Source organism: Phocaeicola coprocola DSM 17136, assembly GCF_000154845.1.
Taxonomy (GTDB): Bacteria; Bacteroidota; Bacteroidia; order Bacteroidales; family Bacteroidaceae; genus Phocaeicola; species Phocaeicola coprocola.
Genome location: NZ_DS981457.1, coordinates 68,870 through 89,091 on the forward strand (window position 1 = coordinate 68,870; position 20,222 = coordinate 89,091).

Sequence of the window (20,222 nt, forward strand, 5' to 3'; positions counted from 1 at the left end):
TGCGGCTATGTCTGACGAGTTGTTGAGGGCTAAGCCCGAAAAATATCAGGTAAACAGGGGTATCGGGAAGCCCGTGGAGTTCAAGGGGCTGAAAAGCCAGTACCTCTTTATCTTTTGCGGCGGCTTGCTCGCCGTCTTCGTGGTGTTCATCGTCCTGTTCATGGCGGGCGTGAACCAGTGGCTATGTATCGGTTTCATCGTGTCGGCTTCGCTGCTGCTCGTGTGGCAGACGTTCCGGCTCAACGCCAAGTACGGCACGCACGGGCTGATGAAAGCCGCCGCACGCAAACGGCATCCACGCTTCATTATCAGCCGAAAGGCGATACCCCGATTATTCACCTACAAAAAAAGAAAGGAAGAAAGACCATGAGAAATATGTTAAAGGCTACCACGCTGGAAAGGAAATTCCCCCTTTTGGCGGTGGAGAACGGCTGCATCATTTCAAAGGATGCGGACATAACGGTGGCTTTCAGGGTGGAACTGCCCGAACTGTTCACCGTCACCAGTGCCGAGTACGAAGCCATACATTCGGCATGGTACAAGGCAATCAAGGTGCTGCCCGACTACTCCATAGTACACAAGCAGGACTTCTTCATCAAGGAGAACTACCAGCCCGACACGGAAAGGGACGAGCTTAGTTTTTTAAGCCGCTCCTTTGAACGGCACTTCAATGAACGCCCGTTCCTGAACCATTACTGCTACCTGTTCCTGACAAAGACGACAAGGGAGAGAAGCCGCCGACAGAGCGACTTCTCCACCCTATGCCGGGGCAGGATTGTACCGCAGGAGATAGCCGACAAGGAAGCGGCGGCAAAGTTCATCGAAGCGGTCGGGCAGTTTGAAAGGATTATGAACGACAGCGGGTTTGTCACCCTTACCCGGCTGGCGGCATCGGAAATCACCGGGCAGGACGGAAAGGCGGGCATCATCGAGAAATACTTCTCGCTATCGCAGACAGATACCACCTGCCTGAAAGACATCGGGCTGTACCCGGAAGAAATGCGTGTCGGGGACGACATACTGTGCCTGCACACGCTTTCGGACGTGGAAGATTTGCCCGGAAAGGTCGGGACGGACACACGGTTTGAGAAGCTGTCCACTGACCGGAGCGACTGCCGACTGTCATTCGCCGCCCCGGTGGGCGTGCTGTTGTCGTGCAACCACGTCTATAACCAGTTCATCTTCATAGACGACCACGCCGAAAACCTGAAGAACTTCGAGCAGACCGCCCGGAACATGCAATCGCTCTCCCGTTATTCCCGTGCCAACCAAGTGAACAAGGAATGGATAGACGAGTACCTGAACGAAGCGCACAGCAAGGGGCTTGTATCGGTGCGCTGCCACTGCAACGTCATGGCATGGAGTGACGACCGGGAAGAACTCAAACGCATACGCAACGATGTGGGAAGCCAGCTTGCGCTAATGGAGTGCAAGCCACGCCACAACACGGTCGATACGCCCACGCTCTTTTGGGCGGGCATACCCGGAAACGAAGCGGACTTCCCCGCAGAGGAAAGTTTCTACACGTTCTTGGGGCAGGCTCTCTGCCTGTTCGTGGAAGAAACGAACTACAAGAGTTCGCTTTCGCCGTTCGGCATCAAAATGGTGGACAGGGTGAGCGGTCGCCCGCTGCATATCGACATATCGGATTTGCCCATGAAGAAAGGCATCACGACCAACCGCAACAAGTTCATACTTGGGCCGAGCGGGTCGGGTAAGTCTTTCTTTACCAACCACATGGTGCGTCAGTATTACGAGCAGGGGGCGCACGTGCTGCTGGTAGATACGGGTAACAGTTACTTGGGGCTGTCCCAGCTTATCCACAACCGCACGCACGGCGAGGACGGGATTTATTTCACCTACACCAACGAGAACCCGATAGCGTTCAACCCGTTCTATGTCGAGGACGGGGTATTCGACATAGAGAAGAAAGAGAGCATCAAGACCCTTATACTCACCCTGTGGAAGCGGGATGATGAAGCCCCGAAGCGGTCGGAAGAAGTGGCGTTGTCAAACGCCGTGAGTGCCTATATCGAACTGACAGGCAAAGACCGTTCGGTAACGCCCTGCTTCAACACGTTCTACGAGTTTGTCCGGGATGATTACCGCCGACAGCTTGAACAGAAGAACGTCAGGGAAAAGGATTTTGACATAAACAATTTCCTGAACGTGCTTGAACCGTACTATCGTGGCGGTGAGTACGACTACCTGCTGAACTCCGACAAGGAACTGGATTTGTTGCACAAACGCTTCATTGTCTTTGAGTTGGACAACATCAAAGACCACAAGATTTTATTCCCGGTAACGACTATCATCATCATGGAAGCCTTTATAAACAAGATGCGCAAGTTAAAGGGAATAAGGAAGTTAATACTAATCGAGGAAGCGTGGAAAGCGATTGCATCGGCGAACATGGCGGACTATATCCGCTACCTCTACAAAACCGTCCGAAAATATTTCGGGGAAGCGATTGTAGTCACGCAAGAGATTGAGGATATTATTTCTTCCCCTATCGTGAAAGAGAGTATCATCAATAACTCGGACTGCAAAATCCTGTTAGACCAAAGAAAATATCTCAACAAGTTTGACAGCATACAGAACCTCTTGGGACTGACCGACAAGGAGCGTTCGCAGATATTGTCTATCAACATGGCGAACCACCCCGGACGGAAGTACAAGGAAGTTTTCTTCTCGCTGGGCGGCACGCAGTCGGCGGTGTACGCCACAGAAGTTTCATTGGAAGAATATTACACCTTCACGACAGAGGAAAGCGAGAAAATGGAACTGTTCGCACTTGCCGACAAGCTGGGCGGCAACCTTGAACTGGCTATCAAGAGGCTTGCAGAAAGCAAACGTAATCCCCAATCATCAACAACTTAAAAATCAGGAACATGAAAAGAACAATTCTCCTTATGGCGGTATGCCTTTGCTTCATCGGCAACGCATCCGCACAGTGGGTGGTGTCAGACCCCGGCAATTTGGCACAGGGCATCATCAACACCACCAAGCAGATAGTGCAGACTTCCACCACAGCCAAAAACACGCTGGACGGCTTCATGGAAGCGCAGAAGATTTTCCAGCAGGGAAAAGTCTATTACGATGCGCTCAAAGCGGTACACGACGTTGTCAAGGGCGGCATCAAGGTGAAGAAGTCCATTGAACTGGTGGCGGAAATATCCGAAATCTACGTGCGAAACTACCAGAACATGCTGGCTGACCCGAACTACACGCCGGATGAACTCACCGCCATTTCAGCCGGGTATGCCAAGCTGCTCTCCGAAAGTGCGGACGTGTTGCAGGACTTGAAGAATGTAGTGAACGTGACGGGTATGTCGCTGACGGATGCCGAAAGGCTGGCGGTAATCAACAACGCCTACAAAAGCCTGCTCAACTACCGCAACCTCGTGAACTACTACACCCGAAAGAACATATCCGTGTCCTACCTGCGGGCAAAGAAGAAGAACGACACAGACCGGGTGCTGGCTCTTTACGGCTCGGCGGATGAACGCTACTGGTAACATATAAATCGGTATGCCTATGTTATTAGCAGCGGTGGATTTTGACAACCTGCACCAAGTGTTGCGGGTGCTGTACGATGAAATGATGCCCTTGTGCAGCAACATGACGGGGGTAGCCAAAGGAATAGCCGGGCTGGGTGCGCTGTTCTATGTAGCCGCCAAAGTGTGGCAGTCGCTCGCACGTGCCGAACCCATAGACGTGTACCCGCTCCTGCGTCCCTTTGCGCTGGGGCTGTGCATCATGTTCTTTCCCACGTTCGTGCTGGGGACTATCAACACGGTATTGTCGCCAGTGGTGAAAGGGTGCAACCAACTTATGGAAACGCAGACTTTCGACATGAACGAATACCGGGCACAGAAAGACCGACTGGAATATGAAGCCCTGATGCGTAGCCCCGAAACGGCTTACCTCGCTTCGGACGAGGAATTTGACAGGCAACTGGAAGAACTGGGCTGGTCGCCCTCCGATATGGTAACTATGACGGGTATGTATATGGACAGGGCGGCGTACAATATAAAGAAGTCCGTCCGGGACTGGTTCAGGGAACTGCTGGAAATGCTCTTTCAGGCGGCGGGGCTGATTATAGACACGCTGCGCACGTTCTTCCTAATCGTGTTAAGCATACTGGGTCCGCTGGCGTTTGCGATTTCCGTCTATGACGGTTTCCAAAGCACGCTGACCCAGTGGATTTCACGCTATATATCCATTTACCTGTGGCTACCCGTGTCGGACTTGTTCAGCAGCGTGCTGGCACGCATACAAACCCTGATGCTACAAAAAGACATCGAGCAGCTTTCAGACCCGAATTTCATTCCTGACGGGAGCAGCACCGTGTATGTAATCTTTATGATTATCGGCATCGTGGGCTACTTCACCATTCCAACGGTGGCAAGCTGGATAGTGTCGGCTGGCGGTACGTCTGCCTATAACCGCAACGTGGCACGGGCTGGGTCAATCGCCGGGGCGGCGGTCGGTGCGGCAAGCGGGAAAGTAACCGGGAAACTACTCAAATAACCAACATCAATATTTAGTATATGGAATTTAAGTCATTAACGAACATCGAAACGAGTTTCCGGCAAATCAGGCTCTTTGCGCTGGTATTCATCTGCCTGTGCGCACTGGTGACGGGCTTTGCCGTGTGGAACTCGTACAGCTTCGCCGAAAAGCAGCGGCAGAAGATATACGTCCTCGACAACGGGAAAAGCCTGATGCTGGCACTCTCGCAGGACATGGCACAGAACAGACCCGTTGAAGCCAAATCGCACGTGCGGCGTTTTCATGAGCTTTTCTTCACACTCTCACCCGACAAGGGGGCTATCGAAAGCAACATCAAACGCTCGCTGTTCCTCGCCGACAAAACCGCTTTCAACTATTACAAGGACTTGGCGGAAAAGGGCTACTACAACCGGGTGATTTCCGGAAACGTCACGCAGACGGTGGAGATTGACAGCGTGAAGTGCGACTTCGACCAGTACCCCTACAAGGTGAACACCTACGCCCGACAGTTGATTGTCCGGGAAAGCAGCCTGACGGTGCGAAGCCTTGTGACTTCGTGCCGCCTACTCAACGCCACACGGAGCGACAACAACCCGCACGGCTTTATTATCGAAGCGTTTACCATTACCAAGAACAAGGATTTGCAAACCGTCAAGAGATAGCCTTATGGAGAGAAAACGAAACTACATCAAAAAGGTGCAGGACTGGGCGGACGACCGACTGCGCCGAATGTGCGGACGGATTACGCCGGGCAAAAGGCTGGCGGTTATCCTCGTGATGTTCCTATTTTTCGGCGGCTTGTCTATCTACATCACCGTTTCATCAATATACAATATCGGGAAACGGGACGGGCAAAGGCTGCAAATAGAACATATCAAACAACTGCCATTGCAAGGCAATGACACAATCAACAGTATCAACCCCTTAAACAGACCGGAATATGGAAGAAGTACAGAAGAATGAGAACGGCACGACCGTACCGCAGGCGGACGGGAAGCCTGAAAAGGAAAAGAAGCCCAAACGGGAACTGACACCCCGGCAGATACAGCAGCGCAGAAAAATGATAGTCTTCCCGCTGATGTTCCTTGCCTTTGCCGGGTGCATGTACCTGATATTCGCCCCCTCCGGCAAAGAGGACGTGAACGTGGAGAGCGTGGGCGGCTTCAACGCCGACATACCCCTGCCCGCAGAGGACGGGATTATAGCCGACAAGCAAAAGGCTTACGAGCAGGCGATGATAAGTCGCAAACAGCAGGACAAGATACAATCCTTGCAGGACTTCGGTTTCACGGGGGACGATGAAACGGAAGAACCGCAAGCGGAAATCGACCTGATGCCGGAAGAAGATGCGCAGCCACAAAGGGGCGGCGGTGCTTTTTCGGCATACGCTTACCGGGACATCAACCGCCAGTTAAGCACGTTCTACGAAACGCCCCCTGTGGACGAGGAAAAAGAGGACTTGAAGCGGCAGGTGGCGGAACTGACCGACAGACTGCAACAGCAGCAGAACGCCACACCTACGGCTGACGACCAAATGGCACTCTTGGAAAAGTCCTACGAGCTGGCGGCAAAATACATGAATGACGGCGGGCAGAACGGGCAAACGGCACAAGTGCCTGTTGCCGGGACTGTCACCCAAATGCCGCAAGCCCAGCCCGTGCAGGCAATCCGGGAAACAACCGTATCGGGATTGCAGCAGCCCGTGAGCGATGCCGACTTCATCCGGGCTTATAGCCAGCCACGAAACTACGGCTTCAACACGGCAGTAGGCACGGGCTACGCTATGGGCAGGAACACGATAGCCGCCTGCATACACCAAGACCAAACGCTGACGGACGGTCAGGCGGTGAAACTCCGGCTACTCGAACCCATGCAGGCGGGAAACATCGTTGTGCCGAAGAATACCCTTGTGGCGGGAACGGCAAAGGTGCAGGGCGAACGGCTCGACATACTGGTGTCCTCGATTGAGTACGCTGGCAACATCATCCCGGTGGAACTCGCCGTGTTCGACACGGACGGGCAAAAAGGGCTGTCCGTCCCGTCCTCTATGGAGCAGGAAGCGTTCAACGAAGCTATGGCGAATATCGGAAGCGGGCTGGGAACAAGCATTTCCTTTGCACGGAGTGCCGGGCAGCAGGTGGCTATGGACGTGACAAGGGGCTTGCTGCAAGGAACGTCCGGCTATCTTGCGAAAAAGTTCAGGACTGTAAAAGTAAAACTGAAAGCCGGCTATAAAGTCATGCTTTACGCCAAACAACAATAACCATTTTATCAACCACTAAAATTTCAATTAACAATGAAACAGATTTTTGTATTGTTCGCCCTCTTGCTGGGCGTGTGTGCGGCAAACGCACAGGAAACCGACACCGTGAAGTATGCGGCTGGCAACGACTTGTATCAGGGGATTACCCGGAAACTCCCGTACCGACAAATGGTAACGCCCTACGGTGTGGAAGTAACCTTTGCCAAGACGGTGCATATCATCTTCCCCGCCGCCGTCCGCTACGTGGATTTGGGAAGCAACCACATCATAGCGGGCAAGGCGGACGGTGCGGAGAACGTAATCAGGGTAAAAGCCACGACAGAGGGCTTTCCGGGCGAAACGAACTTCTCCGTCATTTGCGAGGACGGCAGTTTCTTTTCATTTAATGCCAAATATGCCCGTGAACCAGAAATGCTCAATATCGAAATGAAAGACTTCTTGGAAAATGAAGATACGTCCGATTTCTCGCATACCCGCATGAACATCTATTTCCGGGAATTAGGCAATGAAAGCCCGCTGTTGGTGAAACTGATAATGCGGAGCATCTACAAGAACAACGACCGGAAAGTGCGCCACTTGGGTAGCAAGCGTTTCGGCATACAGTTCTTAATCAAAGGGATTTACACCTATAACGGGATGCTCTATGTACACACGCAGACAAAGAACAGTTCCAACGTACCTTTCGATACCGACTTCATCAAGTTTAAGATAGTCGATAAGAAAGTACCCAAGCGCACGGCTATTCAGGAAACGGTGCTGGATGCGGTACGCAGCTACAACGAGGTGATAGAGATTGCCGGAAAAACGACCGTGCGCACGGTGTACGCCCTGCCGAAGTTCACCATTCCTGACGATAAGCTGCTGTTGGTGGAACTCTACGAGAAGAACGGCGGGCGGCATCAGGTTATCCGGGTGGAGAACGCCGACATCGTGAACGCAGAAGTGATTAACGAACTCAAAATAAAATAGGGATGAAACGGTTTCTATTTATCGGAATACTCTTTGCGCTGTGCCTGCATTTCAACCAGGCACACGCACAAAGATACCTGCCGGGCATGAAAGGCTTGCAGGTGACAGCTGGTATGGCGGACGGGGTGCATTGGAACGACAACACGGATTTCGCCTACCACATCGGAGCGGCGTACAGCGTTTACACCAAGAACGCCAACCGCTGGGTGATTGGCGGGGAATACCTGCACAAAAAGTATGACTACAAGGATATGCAGATACCAGTCGAACAGTTCACCGTAGAGGGCGGCTATTACCTGAAATTCCTTTCGGACAGGCGAAAGACCTTTTTCCTCTCACTGGGACTATCGGCACTCGCCGGATATGAAACAAGCAACCGCAGCGAAAAGCTCTTGCCGGACGGCTCTACGCTGCTGGATAAAGATTGCTTCATCTATGGCGGTGCACTGACGCTGGAACTGGAAGCCTACCTGACCGACCGGGTGGCTCTGCTACTGAACGCAAGGGAACGGGCATTGTTCGGCTCGGACATAGGCAAGTTCCACACGCAGGTATCTTTGGGACTGAAATTCATTATCAACTGACCGCTATATAACAATGTATATGAAGAATGTAATGTATAAAATCATCATGGGCTGCTACTTCGTGGCCGCCCTCGTGCTTGTCACCGCCTGTAATGACAACTTGGATATTCAGCAGGCGTACCCGTTCAGCATCGAAACGCTGCCAGTACCCAAAAGGCTGAAAGTCGGGGAAACCGCCGAAATACGCTGCCAACTGGTGCGTGGCGGCTATTACCAGCCGACTACCTATCAAATCAGGTACTTCCAGCCGGACGGAAAAGGGAAGTTGGAAATGGATAACGGTACGGTGTTCCTGCCCAATGACCTTTACCTGCTGGAGAAAGAAACGTTCAGGCTATACTACACATCGGCATCGACAGACCAGCAGACGATTGACATTTATGTAATTGATAGCTTCGGACAGGTGCAGCAAATTTCGTTTAGTTTCAACAATGACAGCAGCGAGGATGAATAAGTCTTTTTAGATGAATATGTTAACAAACACCCTGCAATATTTCGCTGGGTGTTTATTTTGATGTATCTTTGTATTCAAACAAATCAAAAATTTCATTTTATGAAAACGATATTTATTGCCTTTGCTATTGAAGATGAGAGAATGAGAGATTTTTTGAAAGGACAGTCTTTATTAACAAACTCTCCCTTTGAATATGTAGATATGTCGGTGAAACAAGCTTATGATACCGATTGGAAGAATAAAGTTAGAACCAGAATAAGACGTTCCGATGGAGTAATCATATTGGTAAGTAAAAACTCTTTAACTTCCTCTGGGCAAAAATGGGAAATTCAATGTGCAAAAGAAGAAGGTAAAAAGATTTTAGGTATTTGGGCTTATTCTGATGATAGAACAAATATCGTTGGTGTTTTAACAAAGACTTGGACGTGGGATAATATTAAGAATTTCATCAATTCATTGTGATATGAAAATTGCATTAGTCGTTGGTATAAATCACTATAAGCATGGTGGCGATTTGTTTGGATGCGTGAATGATGCATATAATGTTAAAACTATACTATCAAGACATTCTGATGGTTCGGTCAATTTTGATTGTAAATTATTAGTTGCAAATTCAGATAAAGATAGTATCGAGAGAGGAGAATTAAAAGATGCCGTTGAAAAACTATTTTCAACCAAGGCAGAGGTTGCATTATTCTATTTTGCTGGACATGGACATATAGAAGCATCAGGGGGATATTTGTTAGCTTCTGACGCAAAAAGAGGTGATGATGGCCTATCTCTAAACGAAGTGTTGGTATTAGCCAATAATTCACCAGCAACTAATAAAATTATAATATTGGATAGTTGTCATTCTGGAATTGCAGGTAATCCTCCAATTGTAAAAGATAGTGCTTTCCTATCAGAAGGAACTACAATTCTTACAGCGTCAACAGCAGAACAATATGCAAGCGAAGAAGATGGCAGTGGTGTTTTCACAACTTTGTTAGTTGATGCATTAAGTGGAAGTGCAGCAAATATTCTCGGAGATATAACTCCGGGGAGTGTTTATGCGCATATTGACCAATCGTTAGGGGCTTGGGAACAAAGACCTATATTTAAGTCAAATGTTAGAAGTTTTGTATCATTACGAAAGATAAGTCCTTTAATTCCTTTGGATGATTTAAGGAAAATATCTATATTATTCCCTACTCCGGGTTATCAATATCAATTAGACCCAACATTTGAACCTGAAATGAAAGGTCGAGATGAGGGTATGCCTGAACCAATAGAAGAAAATACTAAGATATTTGCTATATTACAAAAATATAATCGGTTAGGGCTGTTGGTGCCTATTGATGCTCCACACATGTGGAATGCAGCAATGGAAAATAAATCGTGTAAATTGACGGCATTAGGTGAGCATTATAGAAAATTAGCCTCTAAAGGAAGAATATAAAAATACAATAAAAAACAGCCCGCCGGGAAATCGGGCTGTTCCATGATAGGGAAAACGAACGGCTTCTTTGTTACTTTCTTCACCCGCTGGCAGGCTCACGGAAGAAAGTAACGGTGGCAAATAGCCGCCGTTCTTTATCAACTGGTTTTAAGGCTCTTTATGGACGTGTATTTCTCTAACCACACCTTTCCTGCTCCATGTTATATTCGCCCGTGATGATTGCCGTATGGTCGTTTATGGCTACAAACCGGACACTTTCATAGCTGTTTACCCAGCCTTGCAGGGAACAGACACCCCACGTTGCAACATCTTCAAAAACACTGCGGTCTATTTGGTTGATTGGCTCGCCGAAAACTACCGTCATTATCTGAAAGTCCGGCTTATCTACCAGCAGTTGCAAATGGTGCAGCGTGCCGAACTCGTCATTTTTGCGCCCCCATGCCCATACATCATTATACAAATCATCGCCCCATTGGTGCGGATGGTCGAAACGGACTTTTACCTCTATGGTGTGTTCGTTTTCTTTTGTGTCCTCGATAACGCCCGTTACCATTAAGCCCGTAAAAATGCACTCGCAACGCTTGCCGATAAGCTCCTTGTTTACTTCTGTCGTTTTCATGTTCCCAAAATTTACTTATTTATTACTCCGTTCTTTCTTCTCTATCCACCCGTCACGCCTGCGGCGGCACTCGTCCAGCGTTTTGGCTACCGTGCTGAATAGTTCGCCGTCCGTGTGGCGGTAGTCATATTGAAAATAAATCTGTCCCCTGAAAGCCCCTAAACAGCATTTCACGAACTTTTCTTCTCCCGGTGTTTGGGTAATGCTTACCCCGTTTTTGTTAAGTGACTGCATGATGTCCTATTTTTTATGGTTATAATATCAGTAAGAAAAGCAACGACAGGAAAAGCAGAGCCATGCCCAGCGCATAAACGACTGAAAGGCAGACACGGAGCAGGAAACAGGCGGCACGAAATACGATATACGCCGTTATCGCCGTGCCTGTTCCGGCTACGCTGGTGAACCGCCATGCAAGGCAGAGCAACAACACCCGCCAAAGGATTTTATAAATGCTTTTCCGTTTCATCACTTGGTTGTTTTTAGCGGGCAGGGCTTTGACACCCCGCCCGGATTGGTATTTGGTTATGCCGCCCGGAATACAAAACCGTCATCAAACCAGTAATCGCACATAAACAGGTCACGGGCGAACTTTTCATAATCGAAATAGGTCTTTGCAAACTCCGGCAGGTCGTAACATTCTTCTATGATTTCATAGGCGAAATCTTCTTCATCGTCATATTCCCCCTGATACTCGTCCCGGAAATCACATACAAGGTCGTCCGCATCTTCCTCGCTCAAATCACGGCTTTTGTAGTTGCACCACACGAAAAAGGCTTCCTGCTCGGTGTCGCTCAAATCCTCCACCGCATCACGCAGGGAAAAGAAATTTTCAGAAATCCAGCTTTCGCCGATTAAGCCCTCCGGCACGTTCTCCCAGTCCTGAAACATATATTCCGCATCTTCCTCGTCCTTGTGAAGTTCCCGGCAGGCTTCGTAAAATTCTTCCTTGTCCGAATAGTCCGAAAGGTCGAGCCATGCGCCGGACAATGAACCGATGTTATACTTGCCGTAAGTGCCTACATAAACTTTTGCTTCCGATAATACCTTTGCTTCCATATTGCTGTAATTTTTAAGTTTTTGATTTTATGCGGATTTGAGAGGTGAGGGAGTTGAAGTTTCACTGAACTTTTTTCCTGTTTCCCGTAAATCCGACTTTTTTTTTATGCGTCTTCCGGTCGGGTCGGTCGTTTTCGTTTCACATAGGCTCAAAAGGGTAGTGTTTAGAGTTTGCAGGGTTTTGGCAAAAAATACCTCGCAGAGCAGGGAAGATTTTTTCGCCAAACCGGAACGGCTCGACCTTGCAAAATCGTGAAGAACACGTAACTACCTTTGCCTATTGAAATGATAAAAACGGCTGTCCCGGCTGGGGGACTGCATAATGAGGAAGATTTACAGATAGGGAAACAGGGAAAAAGTGCTTGTTCCCTTTCATCCTTTAGGGAACACTCCATGCGGGCGGGAAAGGCAAGGGTATGGCAAGTTCATCTTGCGGTACGCTTGTGCGGGTTTCCAACGGCTCTTTTCACGAAATACAGTCAGCCATGCCACGCACGGCTGGCGTTTCGGGGAATGTGCCAGTTGGAAAAGGATATAAAAATGCGGGTAGTCGGTGGACTGCCCGCAAGTTGGAAGAGTGTATTTTATTGGTATATAGTTTGTTAGGTGGAAAATCGTTACCTATTCGTCTTTGTCACGGTTATAGGTAACGAAACCTACCGGACGGCGTTCTTTCTGTTGCTTCGACTGGCTTAGAAGCTGGGTAAGGGCTTGATATAGCTCGTTGAACTGCGCATCGGTGCTTACCTCCAGTTCCTCGATGCGCCTTAACAGTTCCTCGTAGCCGATTACCATTTGGCGCATGAGGACAAAAGCCCGCATGATTGAAATGTTCACCTCTATGGCTATTTTGGAACGGAGAACCGAAGAAAGCATGGCTACGCCCTGTTCGGTGAAAGCCATAGGCATGGCTACACCGAAGTTATAATCAGGAGGTATCACATTTTGTGATACCCCTATGGACAACAATAAGTTAGCTTCCTCTTTGGTGAGAACAAACATAAAATCACTGGGAAAACGCTCGATATTGCGCTTGACCGCCTGCTTCAAGGCTCGTGTTTCCACTTGGTAGAGTTCTGCCAAATGATAATCGAGCATCACCCGGCAACCTCTGACTTCAAAAATTTTGTTTTGGATAATCTGTAAGTCCATAATCGTATATTTTAGGAGATTTAGTAATGTTGGAATAATAGTAAGGACTGGTCACAAATTGTGACCAGTTACCAACAATCAAGATTACATAGCGACTTCCTTGTAAATCTTCTCGATGCCGACAAACTTCTTGTCAAGCCCCTGCATATCACTACCTATCTTGCTGTTAGTGATGCGGGCATAGATTTGGGTCGTTTCAATGTTCGTGTGTCCCAACATTTTAGACACCGTTTCAATGGGTACGCCCTTTGACAGCGTGGTAGTCGTTGCGAACGTGTGGCGGGCAAGGTGAAATGTCAAGTTCTTTTTAATGCCGCATATATCGGCAATCTCTTTCAAGTAGGCGTTTAGCTTCTGATTGCTGATTACGGGAAGTATCTTGCCATTCGGTAACTTGCCCTTGTACTTCTTCAAAATCATCTTGGGAATATCCAGCAGAGGAACATTAACATCCGTATTCGTCTTTTGCCGCTTTGTCATTATCCAAAGGTTGCCGTCAAAAGATTTGCGAATGTTGTCTTGCGTAAGCCCGGCTACATCTATATAGGCAAGCCCGGTGAAGCAGGCAAAGATGAACAAGTCCCTGACGTGTTCCAGCCGCTCGGAAACCATTTTCTTTTTGAGGATGATTTTAATCTCGTCCTCTGTCAGATACCCCCTGTCCACTTTCTCCAGCCGGATTTTGTAACTGGCGAAAGGGTCGTTCACCAGTATGCCATTGTTGCGGGCAATGATGATGATACGCTTGAAGAACTGCATGAACTTGGCGGTGGTGTTGTAGCCGCACTTGCAGGCGGTACGCAAATACAATTCAAAATCGGTAATGAACATCGGGCTTATCTCCTTAATGGATATGTCCGATACGTTGTACTTGCTTTGAATGAACTCGGCAAGGTGGCGGCGGGTGACTTCATACTTGCGGTAAGTCGCTATTGTCTTGGATATGCCGACCAACTGCTTCACATCGTCATTGTGCTTTTGGAACAGGGTAAGGATTGTTTCGTGGCTCTCGCTATGACCTAAAAACTCGTTCTTCACTTTCTCGGCGGTCACGTAGTTGTCACGCCGTTGCATTTCGTGGTAAATGGTGTTCAAGGATGCGTTTATATCGTCCAGCATACGGTTTATGCGGCTGGCTTCCGAAGTACGTCCGGTAGCCTTGCCCATTTTGCCGTCCCAAATAGAGGGCAGCACGTCCAGCTTGGTATTAAAACGGCTCGCCACGCCGTCCACTGTGATACGGGCGAAAAGAGGGTACGCACCGTTGGCTTTCTGCTTGTCTTTCTTTGCGTAAAAGCAAATGTTGAATGTCGATTTCATAACTCACTTTTTAAGTTGCAAAACTATTGTAATTCTCTAAAAATGAGCTCTATGCAGGCAAGCCAAATAACGACAGGACTTCGCCAATTTCGGACATTCTGTACCCCCTTTCCGTTTTTGTTTGTCGGGGGTACGAGTTAGGTTACGAACTTTGTCTTTTAGGGGCGAAAAGGTGTACTTTAAGGCAGACACAAGGAAATAAAAAAGTCCCACAAATCATTGAATTTGTGGGACTTGTCTGCTTACTGTCCGGTATTGTCCGGTTAGTTCAGCGGAGAGACAGGGATTCGAACCCCGGGTACCTCGCGGTACAACGGTTTTCAAGACCGCCGCAATCGACCACTCTGCCACCTCTCCAAAACTCTTTTGCAAGAGTGCTTCCTTTCAAAAGCGATGCAAAGGTACGCATTATTTTGAAACCTGCAAATAAATTGCCGCTTTTTTGATTATTTTTTCTCATTATCGTAACTTTGCAAACGAAAACTTATTTGTTATACAGACTAAAATACAGTAATGATATACCCTCAAAATTTTGAACAGAAAATCGGATTTGATCAGATTCGTCAACTTTTAAAGACCAAATGTCTTAGCACATTGGGAGAAGAAAGAGTTGAGTCAATGGATTTTTCTGATAGCTACGATGAAATAAACCGCCGGTTGGAGCAAGTGACGGAATTTGTACGTATCATTCAAGAAGAAGATGATTTTCCCAGTCAGTACTTTTTTGATGTACGCCCATCACTCAAACGTATCCGTGTAGAAGGCATGTATATGGATGAACAAGAATTGTTCGACCTGCGTCGTTCATTGGAAACAATACGTGATATCGTACGTTTCCTGCAACAAACGGATGATGAGTTGACTGACAATGATGAAGCCCACTCTCCATATCCTGCTTTATATGAGCTTGCGGGAGATATCATGGTTTTTCCCCAACTCATTACACGCATAAACAACATTCTCGATAAATTCGGAAAAATAAAAGATAATGCATCTCCAGAATTACTGCGTATCCGACGTGAACTGGCATCTACGACGGGAAGCATATCACGGAGTTTGAATAATATTTTACGAATGGCTCAATCGGAAGGTTACGTCGATAAAGATGTAACTCCTACGATGCGCGATGGACGACTTGTCATTCCAGTTGCTCCGGGTATGAAAAGAAAAATACGAGGAATCGTTCATGATGAATCGGCTACCGGAAAAACAGTCTTCATCGAACCAGCTGAAGTTGTAGAAGCCAACAACCGTATCCGTGAACTGGAGGGAGAAGAGCGACGTGAAATCATCCGTATACTTACCGAGTTTTCGGCAACTGTACGCCCACAAGTTCCTGCGATTCTACAGTCGTATGAGTTTTTAGCTGAAATAGATTTTATCCGTTCTAAAGCTCTTTTGGGAATCGACATCAAAGGCGTAAAACCTTCTTTCGAAAGCAAACAGGCCATAGATTGGTTCGAAGCTGTACATCCGCTTCTTCAAATGTCACTTGCCAAACATAATAAGAAAGTTGTACCACTCGACATTGCATTGACAACGGAGCAACGGATTCTATTAATTTCGGGTCCTAATGCCGGAGGTAAGTCTGTATGTTTGAAAACTGTCGGCTTGTTGCAATACATGCTTCAATGTGGTATGCTTGTATCAATGAATGAGCGGAGTCATGCGGGTATTTTTCATAGTATATTCATCGATATCGGTGACGAACAGAGCATCGAGGATGATTTGAGTACTTATTCTTCACATTTGACGAATATGAAGAATATGATGAAGTATTGCAATGAAAAGAGTCTGATATTGATCGATGAATTTGGAGGAGGAACAGAGCCACAAATCGGAGGAGCCATAGCAGAAGCTGTACTGAAACGCTTTAATGCTAAAAAGACGTTCGGAGTCATTACAACTCACTATCAGAACCTGAAACATTTTGCAGAAGATCATGAAGGAGTGGTAAACGGAGCCATGTTGTACGATCGTCACGAGATGCGTGCCCTGTTTCAGTTACAGATTGGTAATCCGGGAAGTTCTTTTGCCGTAGAAATAGCACGTAAAATCGGACTTCCGGAAGAAGTCATAGCAGATGCTTCTGAAATTGTGGGAAGCGAATATATACAAAGCGACAAGTATCTGCAAGATATCGTACGTGACAAACGATACTGGGAAACTAAACGCCAGAATATCCGCAAGCGAGAAAAAGTAATGGAAGACACCATTGCACGCTACGAAAGAGAACTGGAAGAACTGGAAAAAAGTCGTAAGGAGATTCTGAAAAAAGCAAAGGAAGACGCCGAACACTTGTTGGAAGAATCGAATGCAAAGATAGAAAACACTATCCGTACCATAAAGGAAGCTCAGGCTGAAAAAGAACGTACTCGCATGGCACGTCAGGAATTGACTGATTTCCGCCAGCAGGTAGAAGCCGCAGACAAAGCAGCTTTAGAAGAAAAAATAACACGCAAGATGGAGAAATTGCGTGAGAAGCAGGAACGAAAGAAAGATAAGAAGAATAAGCAGGCTAATCAGCCAGCAGCTCAACCTGTCCCTAAAGTTGTTCCTATTCAAGCAGGCGACTATGTACGTATTAAAGGACAGACCAGTGTCGGACAGGTTATGGAACTGAACGGAAAGAACGCTGTAGTCACGTTCGGACTGATGAAAACAAACGTAAAAGCTGAACGTCTGGAACGTGCCGAAGCTCCCAAACAAAGCTTAAATACAGCAAAAGCAACTTTCGTAAGCAGTGAAACGCAAGAACGTATGTATGAAAAGAAGCTCAACTTCAAGCAAGATATCGATGTACGAGGAATGAGGGGCGATGAAGCTATACAAGCCGTAACTTATTTTATCGACGACGCCATATTGGTTGGAGTTAGCCGAGTACGTATCCTCCACGGAACTGGAACAGGCATCTTGCGTACACTTATCCGCCAATATCTTGCTACCGTACCCGGAGTCAAGCATTTTCAAGATGAACATGTACAATTTGGAGGAGCAGGTATTACGGTAGTTGATTTAAAATAAAAATATCATATCTTTGTATTATGAAATCAATAAGAGAATTATATCGCATTGGTACAGGTCCCTCAAGTAGTCATACAATGGGACCTAGAAAAGCAGCCGAACAGTTCCTTGCCCGCCATCCGGAGGCAACATCTTTTCAGGTTACCCTATACGGAAGCCTTGCTGCTACCGGTAAAGGGCATATGACCGACGTCGCTATCTTAGACGTTCTTCAGCCTCACGCTCCTGTAGAGATTTTATGGAAACCTCATATTTTCTTTCCTTTCCATCCTAACGGAATGACTTTCAAATCGTTCGATAGCAACAAGAAACAAACTGAAGAGTGGACGGTATTCAGTGTAGGTGGAGGAGCTCTTGCCGAAGAAGGACATGACAAAAATGCCACGCCTGAAGTATACAATATGAATACCATGAACCAAATACTTTATTGGTGTGAACACACGGGCAGAAGCTATTGGGAATATGTAGAACAATGTGAAGGTCCCGAAATATGGAAATTCCTTGCTGAGGTGTGGGAAACAATGAAAGAAGCTATCCAGCGAGGTCTGGATGCCGAAGGAGTTCTTCCCGGTCCTCTTAACTTGCGTCGAAAAGCCTCTTCATATTATATCCGCGCTAAGGGATTTAAAGATTCTCTCCGTTCAAGAGGATTAGTTTTTGCTTATGCCCTTGCTGTCAGCGAAGAAAATGCTTCGGGAGGAAAAATTGTAACCGCACCTACCTGTGGAGCATGTGGAGTAGTGCCAGCTGTATTATATCATTTGCAAAAAAGCCGTGACTTTAGTGATGCTCGCATCCTGCGTGCACTGGCAACAGCCGGATTGGTAGGAAATATCGTAAAATACAATGCTTCCATTTCAGGAGCCGAAGCTGGATGTCAGGCCGAAGTTGGAGTAGCTTGCTCCATGGCTTCAGCTGCAGCTAGCCAATTATTCGGAGGAAGTCCGGCACAAATTGAATATGCAGCAGAGATGGGATTGGAACATCACCTGGGAATGACGTGTGACCCTGTATGTGGACTGGTACAGATTCCTTGTATCGAACGTAATGCTTATGCGGCCGCTCGCGCTCTTGACGCTAATATTTATTCAGCATTTACAGACGGACATCACCGCGTATCGTTCGATAAGGTAGTAGAGGTTATGAAACAAACCGGTCATGACCTGCCTTCACTTTATAAAGAAACCAGTGAAGGAGGATTAGCAAAGAACTACCAGCCAATGGAATAAAGGATATTAATCTCTTTAGCCAGAATTTTCCTTAAAAGCTTTTCAGAGAACATAAAGCGACTTTTAAAGAAAGTTCTGGCTAACTTTTTATAAACAACAAGATGAAATTATACAAGGTTTATTTATTCGACTTCGACTATACACTTGCAGATTCTTCCCGAGGTATCGTAATGTGCTTCCGCAATGTATTGGAACGCCATCAGCATACTGGAATAACAGATGATGAAATTAAACGAACTATCGGAAAGACTCTACAGGAATCATTTTCTATCCTGACAGGAATAACAGATGCCGATACACTGGAAGCATATAAAAAGGAATACGTAAAAGAGGCTGACGTACATATGACAGTCAACACCTTTCTTTTTCCGGAAACAGAAGAAGTGCTCACCCGCTTAAAAACACGTGGAGCCAAAATAGGAATTATTTCCACCAAATACCGCTATCGCATCATGGAGTTACTAAGCAAGAAACTTCCATCAAACTTTCTCGATATCATCGTAGGAGGAGAAGATGTAAAAGAGCCTAAACCTTCTCCCGAAGGAGTTTTGCTTGCAATAAAAGAATTTGGATGCAACAAGGAAGAAGTATTATATATAGGAGACAGTATTGTAGATGCTGAAACAGCTCAATCGGCACAAGTTGACTTTGCCGGAGTGCTACATGGGGCTACAACCCGAGAAGAACTTTCGGCTTATCCGCACGTAGAAATAATGAAAAGCTTGTCTGAACTCTAAAAAAATCAGATAATTTCTTGCTAAACTATTGGTTATATGAACAAAAACCTGTACCTTTGCACCCGATTTTAACCCGTGGAGGTAGAAAAGCAACCGAATGAGAACGGTTCACCTTGCGGAAGAAACCCGTTTAATATATATTTAAAATGTACGTAATTGTAGAAATTAACGGTCAGCAGTTCAAAGCTGAAGAAGGCAAAAAACTGTTTGTTCACCACATTCAGAATGCTGAAAACGGTGCAACTGTTGAATTTGACAAAGTTTTGTTGGTAGACAACAACGGTACTGTTACAGTAGGTGCTCCTACCGTAGAAGGTGCAAAAGTGGTATGCGAAGTAGTTTCTCACTTGGTAAAAGGTGATAAAGTATTGGTATTCCACAAGAAGAGAAGAAAAGGTTACAGAAAACTGAACGGTCACCGTCAGCAGTTTACTGAATTGACTATCAAACAAGTTATTGCTTAATCATTAAAAACGTAGAAAGAAATGGCACATAAGAAAGGTGTAGGTAGTTCTAAGAACGGCCGTGAGTCAGCTAGTAAGAGATTAGGCGTAAAGATATTCGGTGGTTCAGCTTGCAAGGCTGGTAACATCATTGTTCGTCAAAGAGGAACAGTTCACAACCCAGGTGAAAACGTAGGTATGGGTAGCGATCATACTCTTTACGCATTGGTAGATGGTACAGTATGTTTCAAGAAAGGTCGCGAAGACAAGAGCTTCGTATCTGTAATTCCTGCTGAAGCATAAACTTTATACCACAAAGGAATCAAAAGAAGATATTCTTTATTAAAAAGAATATCTTCTTTTTTTATATACATACACAAGGAAAAACAGATTCCCATCAAAAAAATCAGGGAAAAGCT

At 46.7% G+C, this 20,222-nt stretch carries 23 protein-coding genes, 1 tRNA gene and 1 pseudogene; 18 read left to right on the forward strand and 7 right to left on the reverse strand.

The features are described 5' to 3' along the window. The first annotated feature begins 7 nt into the window (after positions 1–7). The 12 genes from BACCOP_RS04290 to BACCOP_RS04345 all read left to right on the forward strand — a co-directional run bounded on the left by BACCOP_RS04290 (position 8) and on the right by BACCOP_RS04345 (position 10,223). Positions 8–370 (forward strand): DUF4133 domain-containing protein, encoded by a 363-nt coding sequence (locus BACCOP_RS04290; protein WP_007566699.1) that lies wholly within the window; start codon positions 8–10, stop codon positions 368–370. Continuing rightward, positions 367–2,880 carry a TraG family conjugative transposon ATPase gene (locus tag BACCOP_RS04295; RefSeq protein ID WP_007566701.1) on the forward strand — a complete coding sequence of 838 codons (2,514 nt, stop codon included), beginning with the start codon at positions 367–369 and terminating at the stop codon, positions 2,878–2,880. Before BACCOP_RS04290 ends, BACCOP_RS04295 begins: the two co-directional genes overlap by 4 nt. An 11-nt stretch (positions 2,881–2,891) precedes the next feature. Beyond that, positions 2,892–3,518, forward strand: coding sequence for a DUF4141 domain-containing protein (locus BACCOP_RS04300; protein ID WP_007566703.1), 627 nt, complete (start codon positions 2,892–2,894; stop codon positions 3,516–3,518). 19 nt (positions 3,519–3,537) lie between these two features. Further along, a complete protein-coding gene (gene traJ, locus BACCOP_RS04305) occupies positions 3,538–4,533 on the forward strand; it encodes a conjugative transposon protein TraJ (protein ID WP_028728967.1) in 996 nt (331 codons plus the stop codon). Positions 4,534–4,553: 20 nt separating this feature from the next. Next, on the forward strand, positions 4,554–5,177 hold the full coding sequence (traK, locus tag BACCOP_RS04310; protein WP_007566708.1) for a conjugative transposon protein TraK: 624 nt from the start codon (positions 4,554–4,556) through the stop codon (positions 5,175–5,177). Positions 5,178–5,181: 4 nt separating this feature from the next. Beyond that, positions 5,182–5,478 (forward strand): TraL conjugative transposon family protein, encoded by a 297-nt coding sequence (locus BACCOP_RS04315; RefSeq protein WP_007566710.1) that lies wholly within the window; start codon positions 5,182–5,184, stop codon positions 5,476–5,478. Continuing rightward, positions 5,456–6,778: a conjugative transposon protein TraM gene (gene traM / locus BACCOP_RS04320; protein ID WP_007566712.1), complete on the forward strand. Its 1,323-nt coding sequence runs from the start codon at positions 5,456–5,458 to the stop codon at positions 6,776–6,778. The genes BACCOP_RS04315 and traM overlap by 23 nt, the downstream gene beginning before the upstream one ends. A 33-nt stretch (positions 6,779–6,811) precedes the next feature. Continuing rightward, positions 6,812–7,747: a conjugative transposon protein TraN gene (gene traN / locus BACCOP_RS04325; protein WP_007566714.1), complete on the forward strand. Its 936-nt coding sequence runs from the start codon at positions 6,812–6,814 to the stop codon at positions 7,745–7,747. A 2-nt stretch (positions 7,748–7,749) separates the two neighbouring features. Beyond that, positions 7,750–8,331: a conjugal transfer protein TraO gene (locus tag BACCOP_RS04330; protein ID WP_007566716.1), complete on the forward strand. Its 582-nt coding sequence runs from the start codon at positions 7,750–7,752 to the stop codon at positions 8,329–8,331. A 13-nt stretch (positions 8,332–8,344) separates the two neighbouring features. After that, on the forward strand, positions 8,345–8,785 hold the full coding sequence (locus tag BACCOP_RS04335) for a DUF3872 domain-containing protein (protein ID WP_007566718.1): 441 nt from the start codon (positions 8,345–8,347) through the stop codon (positions 8,783–8,785). Between the two features lie 99 nt (positions 8,786–8,884). Beyond that, entirely contained in the window at positions 8,885–9,247 is a 363-nt protein-coding gene (locus tag BACCOP_RS04340; protein WP_040311810.1) for a TIR domain-containing protein, read from the forward strand. A gap of 1 nt (position 9,248) precedes the next feature. Further along, the gene (locus BACCOP_RS04345) at positions 9,249–10,223 is read left to right on the forward strand and encodes a caspase family protein (RefSeq protein ID WP_007566722.1); all 975 of its coding nucleotides are present in this window, start codon (positions 9,249–9,251) and stop codon (positions 10,221–10,223) included. A 137-nt stretch (positions 10,224–10,360) separates the two neighbouring features. Here the strand turns inward: BACCOP_RS04345 and BACCOP_RS04350 are convergent. The 4 genes and pseudogenes from BACCOP_RS04350 to BACCOP_RS04365 form a co-directional block, all read right to left on the reverse strand. Next, positions 10,361–10,842: pseudogene (locus BACCOP_RS04350) on the reverse strand (DUF7258 domain-containing protein). Positions 10,843–10,857: 15 nt separating this feature from the next. Next, complete coding sequence (locus tag BACCOP_RS04355; RefSeq protein WP_007566728.1) at positions 10,858–11,076, reverse strand: DUF3873 domain-containing protein; 219 nt, start codon at positions 11,074–11,076, stop codon at positions 10,858–10,860. Positions 11,077–11,095: 19 nt separating this feature from the next. After that, the gene (locus tag BACCOP_RS04360) at positions 11,096–11,308 is read right to left on the reverse strand and encodes a hypothetical protein (RefSeq protein ID WP_040311811.1); all 213 of its coding nucleotides are present in this window, start codon (positions 11,306–11,308) and stop codon (positions 11,096–11,098) included. A 56-nt stretch (positions 11,309–11,364) separates the two neighbouring features. Further along, positions 11,365–11,898 carry an antirestriction protein ArdA gene (locus BACCOP_RS04365; protein WP_007566732.1) on the reverse strand — a complete coding sequence of 178 codons (534 nt, stop codon included), beginning with the start codon at positions 11,896–11,898 and terminating at the stop codon, positions 11,365–11,367. Positions 11,899–12,314: 416 nt separating this feature from the next. Between BACCOP_RS04365 and BACCOP_RS20635 the strand changes: the two genes are divergently transcribed. After that, on the forward strand, positions 12,315–12,548 hold the full coding sequence (locus BACCOP_RS20635; protein WP_185150261.1) for a hypothetical protein: 234 nt from the start codon (positions 12,315–12,317) through the stop codon (positions 12,546–12,548). On the opposite strand, the gene BACCOP_RS04375 is transcribed toward BACCOP_RS20635, so the two are convergent. The 3 genes from BACCOP_RS04375 to BACCOP_RS04385 all read right to left on the reverse strand — a co-directional run bounded on the left by BACCOP_RS04375 (position 12,520) and on the right by BACCOP_RS04385 (position 14,727). Beyond that, entirely contained in the window at positions 12,520–13,050 is a 531-nt protein-coding gene (locus BACCOP_RS04375; protein WP_007566738.1) for an ORF6N domain-containing protein, read from the reverse strand. The genes BACCOP_RS20635 and BACCOP_RS04375 overlap by 29 nt on opposite strands. An 84-nt stretch (positions 13,051–13,134) precedes the next feature. Next, positions 13,135–14,370 carry a site-specific integrase gene (locus BACCOP_RS04380; RefSeq protein WP_007566740.1) on the reverse strand — a complete coding sequence of 412 codons (1,236 nt, stop codon included), beginning with the start codon at positions 14,368–14,370 and terminating at the stop codon, positions 13,135–13,137. A gap of 272 nt (positions 14,371–14,642) precedes the next feature. After that, positions 14,643–14,727, reverse strand: a tRNA-Ser gene (locus BACCOP_RS04385). Positions 14,728–14,883: 156 nt separating this feature from the next. On the opposite strand from BACCOP_RS04385, the gene BACCOP_RS04390 reads away from it, so the two are divergent. From BACCOP_RS04390 to rpmA, 5 genes are all read left to right on the forward strand, one after another. Continuing rightward, positions 14,884–17,394: an endonuclease MutS2 gene (locus BACCOP_RS04390; RefSeq protein WP_007566742.1), complete on the forward strand. Its 2,511-nt coding sequence runs from the start codon at positions 14,884–14,886 to the stop codon at positions 17,392–17,394. A gap of 20 nt (positions 17,395–17,414) precedes the next feature. After that, on the forward strand, positions 17,415–18,623 hold the full coding sequence (locus BACCOP_RS04395; protein WP_022126056.1) for an L-serine ammonia-lyase: 1,209 nt from the start codon (positions 17,415–17,417) through the stop codon (positions 18,621–18,623). Positions 18,624–18,724: 101 nt separating this feature from the next. Further along, positions 18,725–19,360, forward strand: coding sequence for an HAD family hydrolase (locus tag BACCOP_RS04400; protein WP_007566746.1), 636 nt, complete (start codon positions 18,725–18,727; stop codon positions 19,358–19,360). Positions 19,361–19,506: 146 nt separating this feature from the next. Continuing rightward, positions 19,507–19,824, forward strand: a complete 318-nt coding sequence (gene rplU / locus BACCOP_RS04405) for a 50S ribosomal protein L21 (RefSeq protein WP_007566748.1) — start codon at positions 19,507–19,509, stop codon at positions 19,822–19,824. 21 nt (positions 19,825–19,845) lie between these two features. Beyond that, positions 19,846–20,106 carry a 50S ribosomal protein L27 gene (rpmA, locus tag BACCOP_RS04410; RefSeq protein ID WP_007566750.1) on the forward strand — a complete coding sequence of 87 codons (261 nt, stop codon included), beginning with the start codon at positions 19,846–19,848 and terminating at the stop codon, positions 20,104–20,106. Positions 20,107–20,222: the final 116 nt, after the last annotated feature.

What these genes read in the sequence shown, in the direction of transcription:
- BACCOP_RS04290 (WP_007566699.1), top strand. Translation starts at nt 8, where the DNA reads ATGTCTGACGAGTTGTTGAGGGCTAAGCCCGAAAAATATCAGGTAAAC.
- BACCOP_RS04295 (WP_007566701.1), top strand. Translation starts at nt 367, where the DNA reads ATGAGAAATATGTTAAAGGCTACCACGCTGGAAAGGAAATTCCCCCTT.
- BACCOP_RS04300 (WP_007566703.1), top strand. Translation starts at nt 2,892, where the DNA reads ATGAAAAGAACAATTCTCCTTATGGCGGTATGCCTTTGCTTCATCGGC.
- traJ (WP_028728967.1), top strand. Translation starts at nt 3,538, where the DNA reads ATGTTATTAGCAGCGGTGGATTTTGACAACCTGCACCAAGTGTTGCGG.
- traK (WP_007566708.1), top strand. Translation starts at nt 4,554, where the DNA reads ATGGAATTTAAGTCATTAACGAACATCGAAACGAGTTTCCGGCAAATC.
- BACCOP_RS04315 (WP_007566710.1), top strand. Translation starts at nt 5,182, where the DNA reads ATGGAGAGAAAACGAAACTACATCAAAAAGGTGCAGGACTGGGCGGAC.
- traM (WP_007566712.1), top strand. Translation starts at nt 5,456, where the DNA reads ATGGAAGAAGTACAGAAGAATGAGAACGGCACGACCGTACCGCAGGCG.
- traN (WP_007566714.1), top strand. Translation starts at nt 6,812, where the DNA reads ATGAAACAGATTTTTGTATTGTTCGCCCTCTTGCTGGGCGTGTGTGCG.
- BACCOP_RS04330 (WP_007566716.1), top strand. Translation starts at nt 7,750, where the DNA reads ATGAAACGGTTTCTATTTATCGGAATACTCTTTGCGCTGTGCCTGCAT.
- BACCOP_RS04335 (WP_007566718.1), top strand. Translation starts at nt 8,345, where the DNA reads ATGTATATGAAGAATGTAATGTATAAAATCATCATGGGCTGCTACTTC.
- BACCOP_RS04340 (WP_040311810.1), top strand. Translation starts at nt 8,885, where the DNA reads ATGAAAACGATATTTATTGCCTTTGCTATTGAAGATGAGAGAATGAGA.
- BACCOP_RS04345 (WP_007566722.1), top strand. Translation starts at nt 9,249, where the DNA reads ATGAAAATTGCATTAGTCGTTGGTATAAATCACTATAAGCATGGTGGC.
- BACCOP_RS04355 (WP_007566728.1), bottom strand. Translation starts at nt 11,076, where the DNA reads ATGCAGTCACTTAACAAAAACGGGGTAAGCATTACCCAAACACCGGGA.
- BACCOP_RS04360 (WP_040311811.1), bottom strand. Translation starts at nt 11,308, where the DNA reads ATGAAACGGAAAAGCATTTATAAAATCCTTTGGCGGGTGTTGTTGCTC.
- BACCOP_RS04365 (WP_007566732.1), bottom strand. Translation starts at nt 11,898, where the DNA reads ATGGAAGCAAAGGTATTATCGGAAGCAAAAGTTTATGTAGGCACTTAC.
- BACCOP_RS20635 (WP_185150261.1), top strand. Translation starts at nt 12,315, where the DNA reads ATGGCAAGTTCATCTTGCGGTACGCTTGTGCGGGTTTCCAACGGCTCT.
- BACCOP_RS04375 (WP_007566738.1), bottom strand. Translation starts at nt 13,050, where the DNA reads ATGGACTTACAGATTATCCAAAACAAAATTTTTGAAGTCAGAGGTTGC.
- BACCOP_RS04380 (WP_007566740.1), bottom strand. Translation starts at nt 14,370, where the DNA reads ATGAAATCGACATTCAACATTTGCTTTTACGCAAAGAAAGACAAGCAG.
- BACCOP_RS04390 (WP_007566742.1), top strand. Translation starts at nt 14,884, where the DNA reads ATGATATACCCTCAAAATTTTGAACAGAAAATCGGATTTGATCAGATT.
- BACCOP_RS04395 (WP_022126056.1), top strand. Translation starts at nt 17,415, where the DNA reads ATGAAATCAATAAGAGAATTATATCGCATTGGTACAGGTCCCTCAAGT.
- BACCOP_RS04400 (WP_007566746.1), top strand. Translation starts at nt 18,725, where the DNA reads ATGAAATTATACAAGGTTTATTTATTCGACTTCGACTATACACTTGCA.
- rplU (WP_007566748.1), top strand. Translation starts at nt 19,507, where the DNA reads ATGTACGTAATTGTAGAAATTAACGGTCAGCAGTTCAAAGCTGAAGAA.
- rpmA (WP_007566750.1), top strand. Translation starts at nt 19,846, where the DNA reads ATGGCACATAAGAAAGGTGTAGGTAGTTCTAAGAACGGCCGTGAGTCA.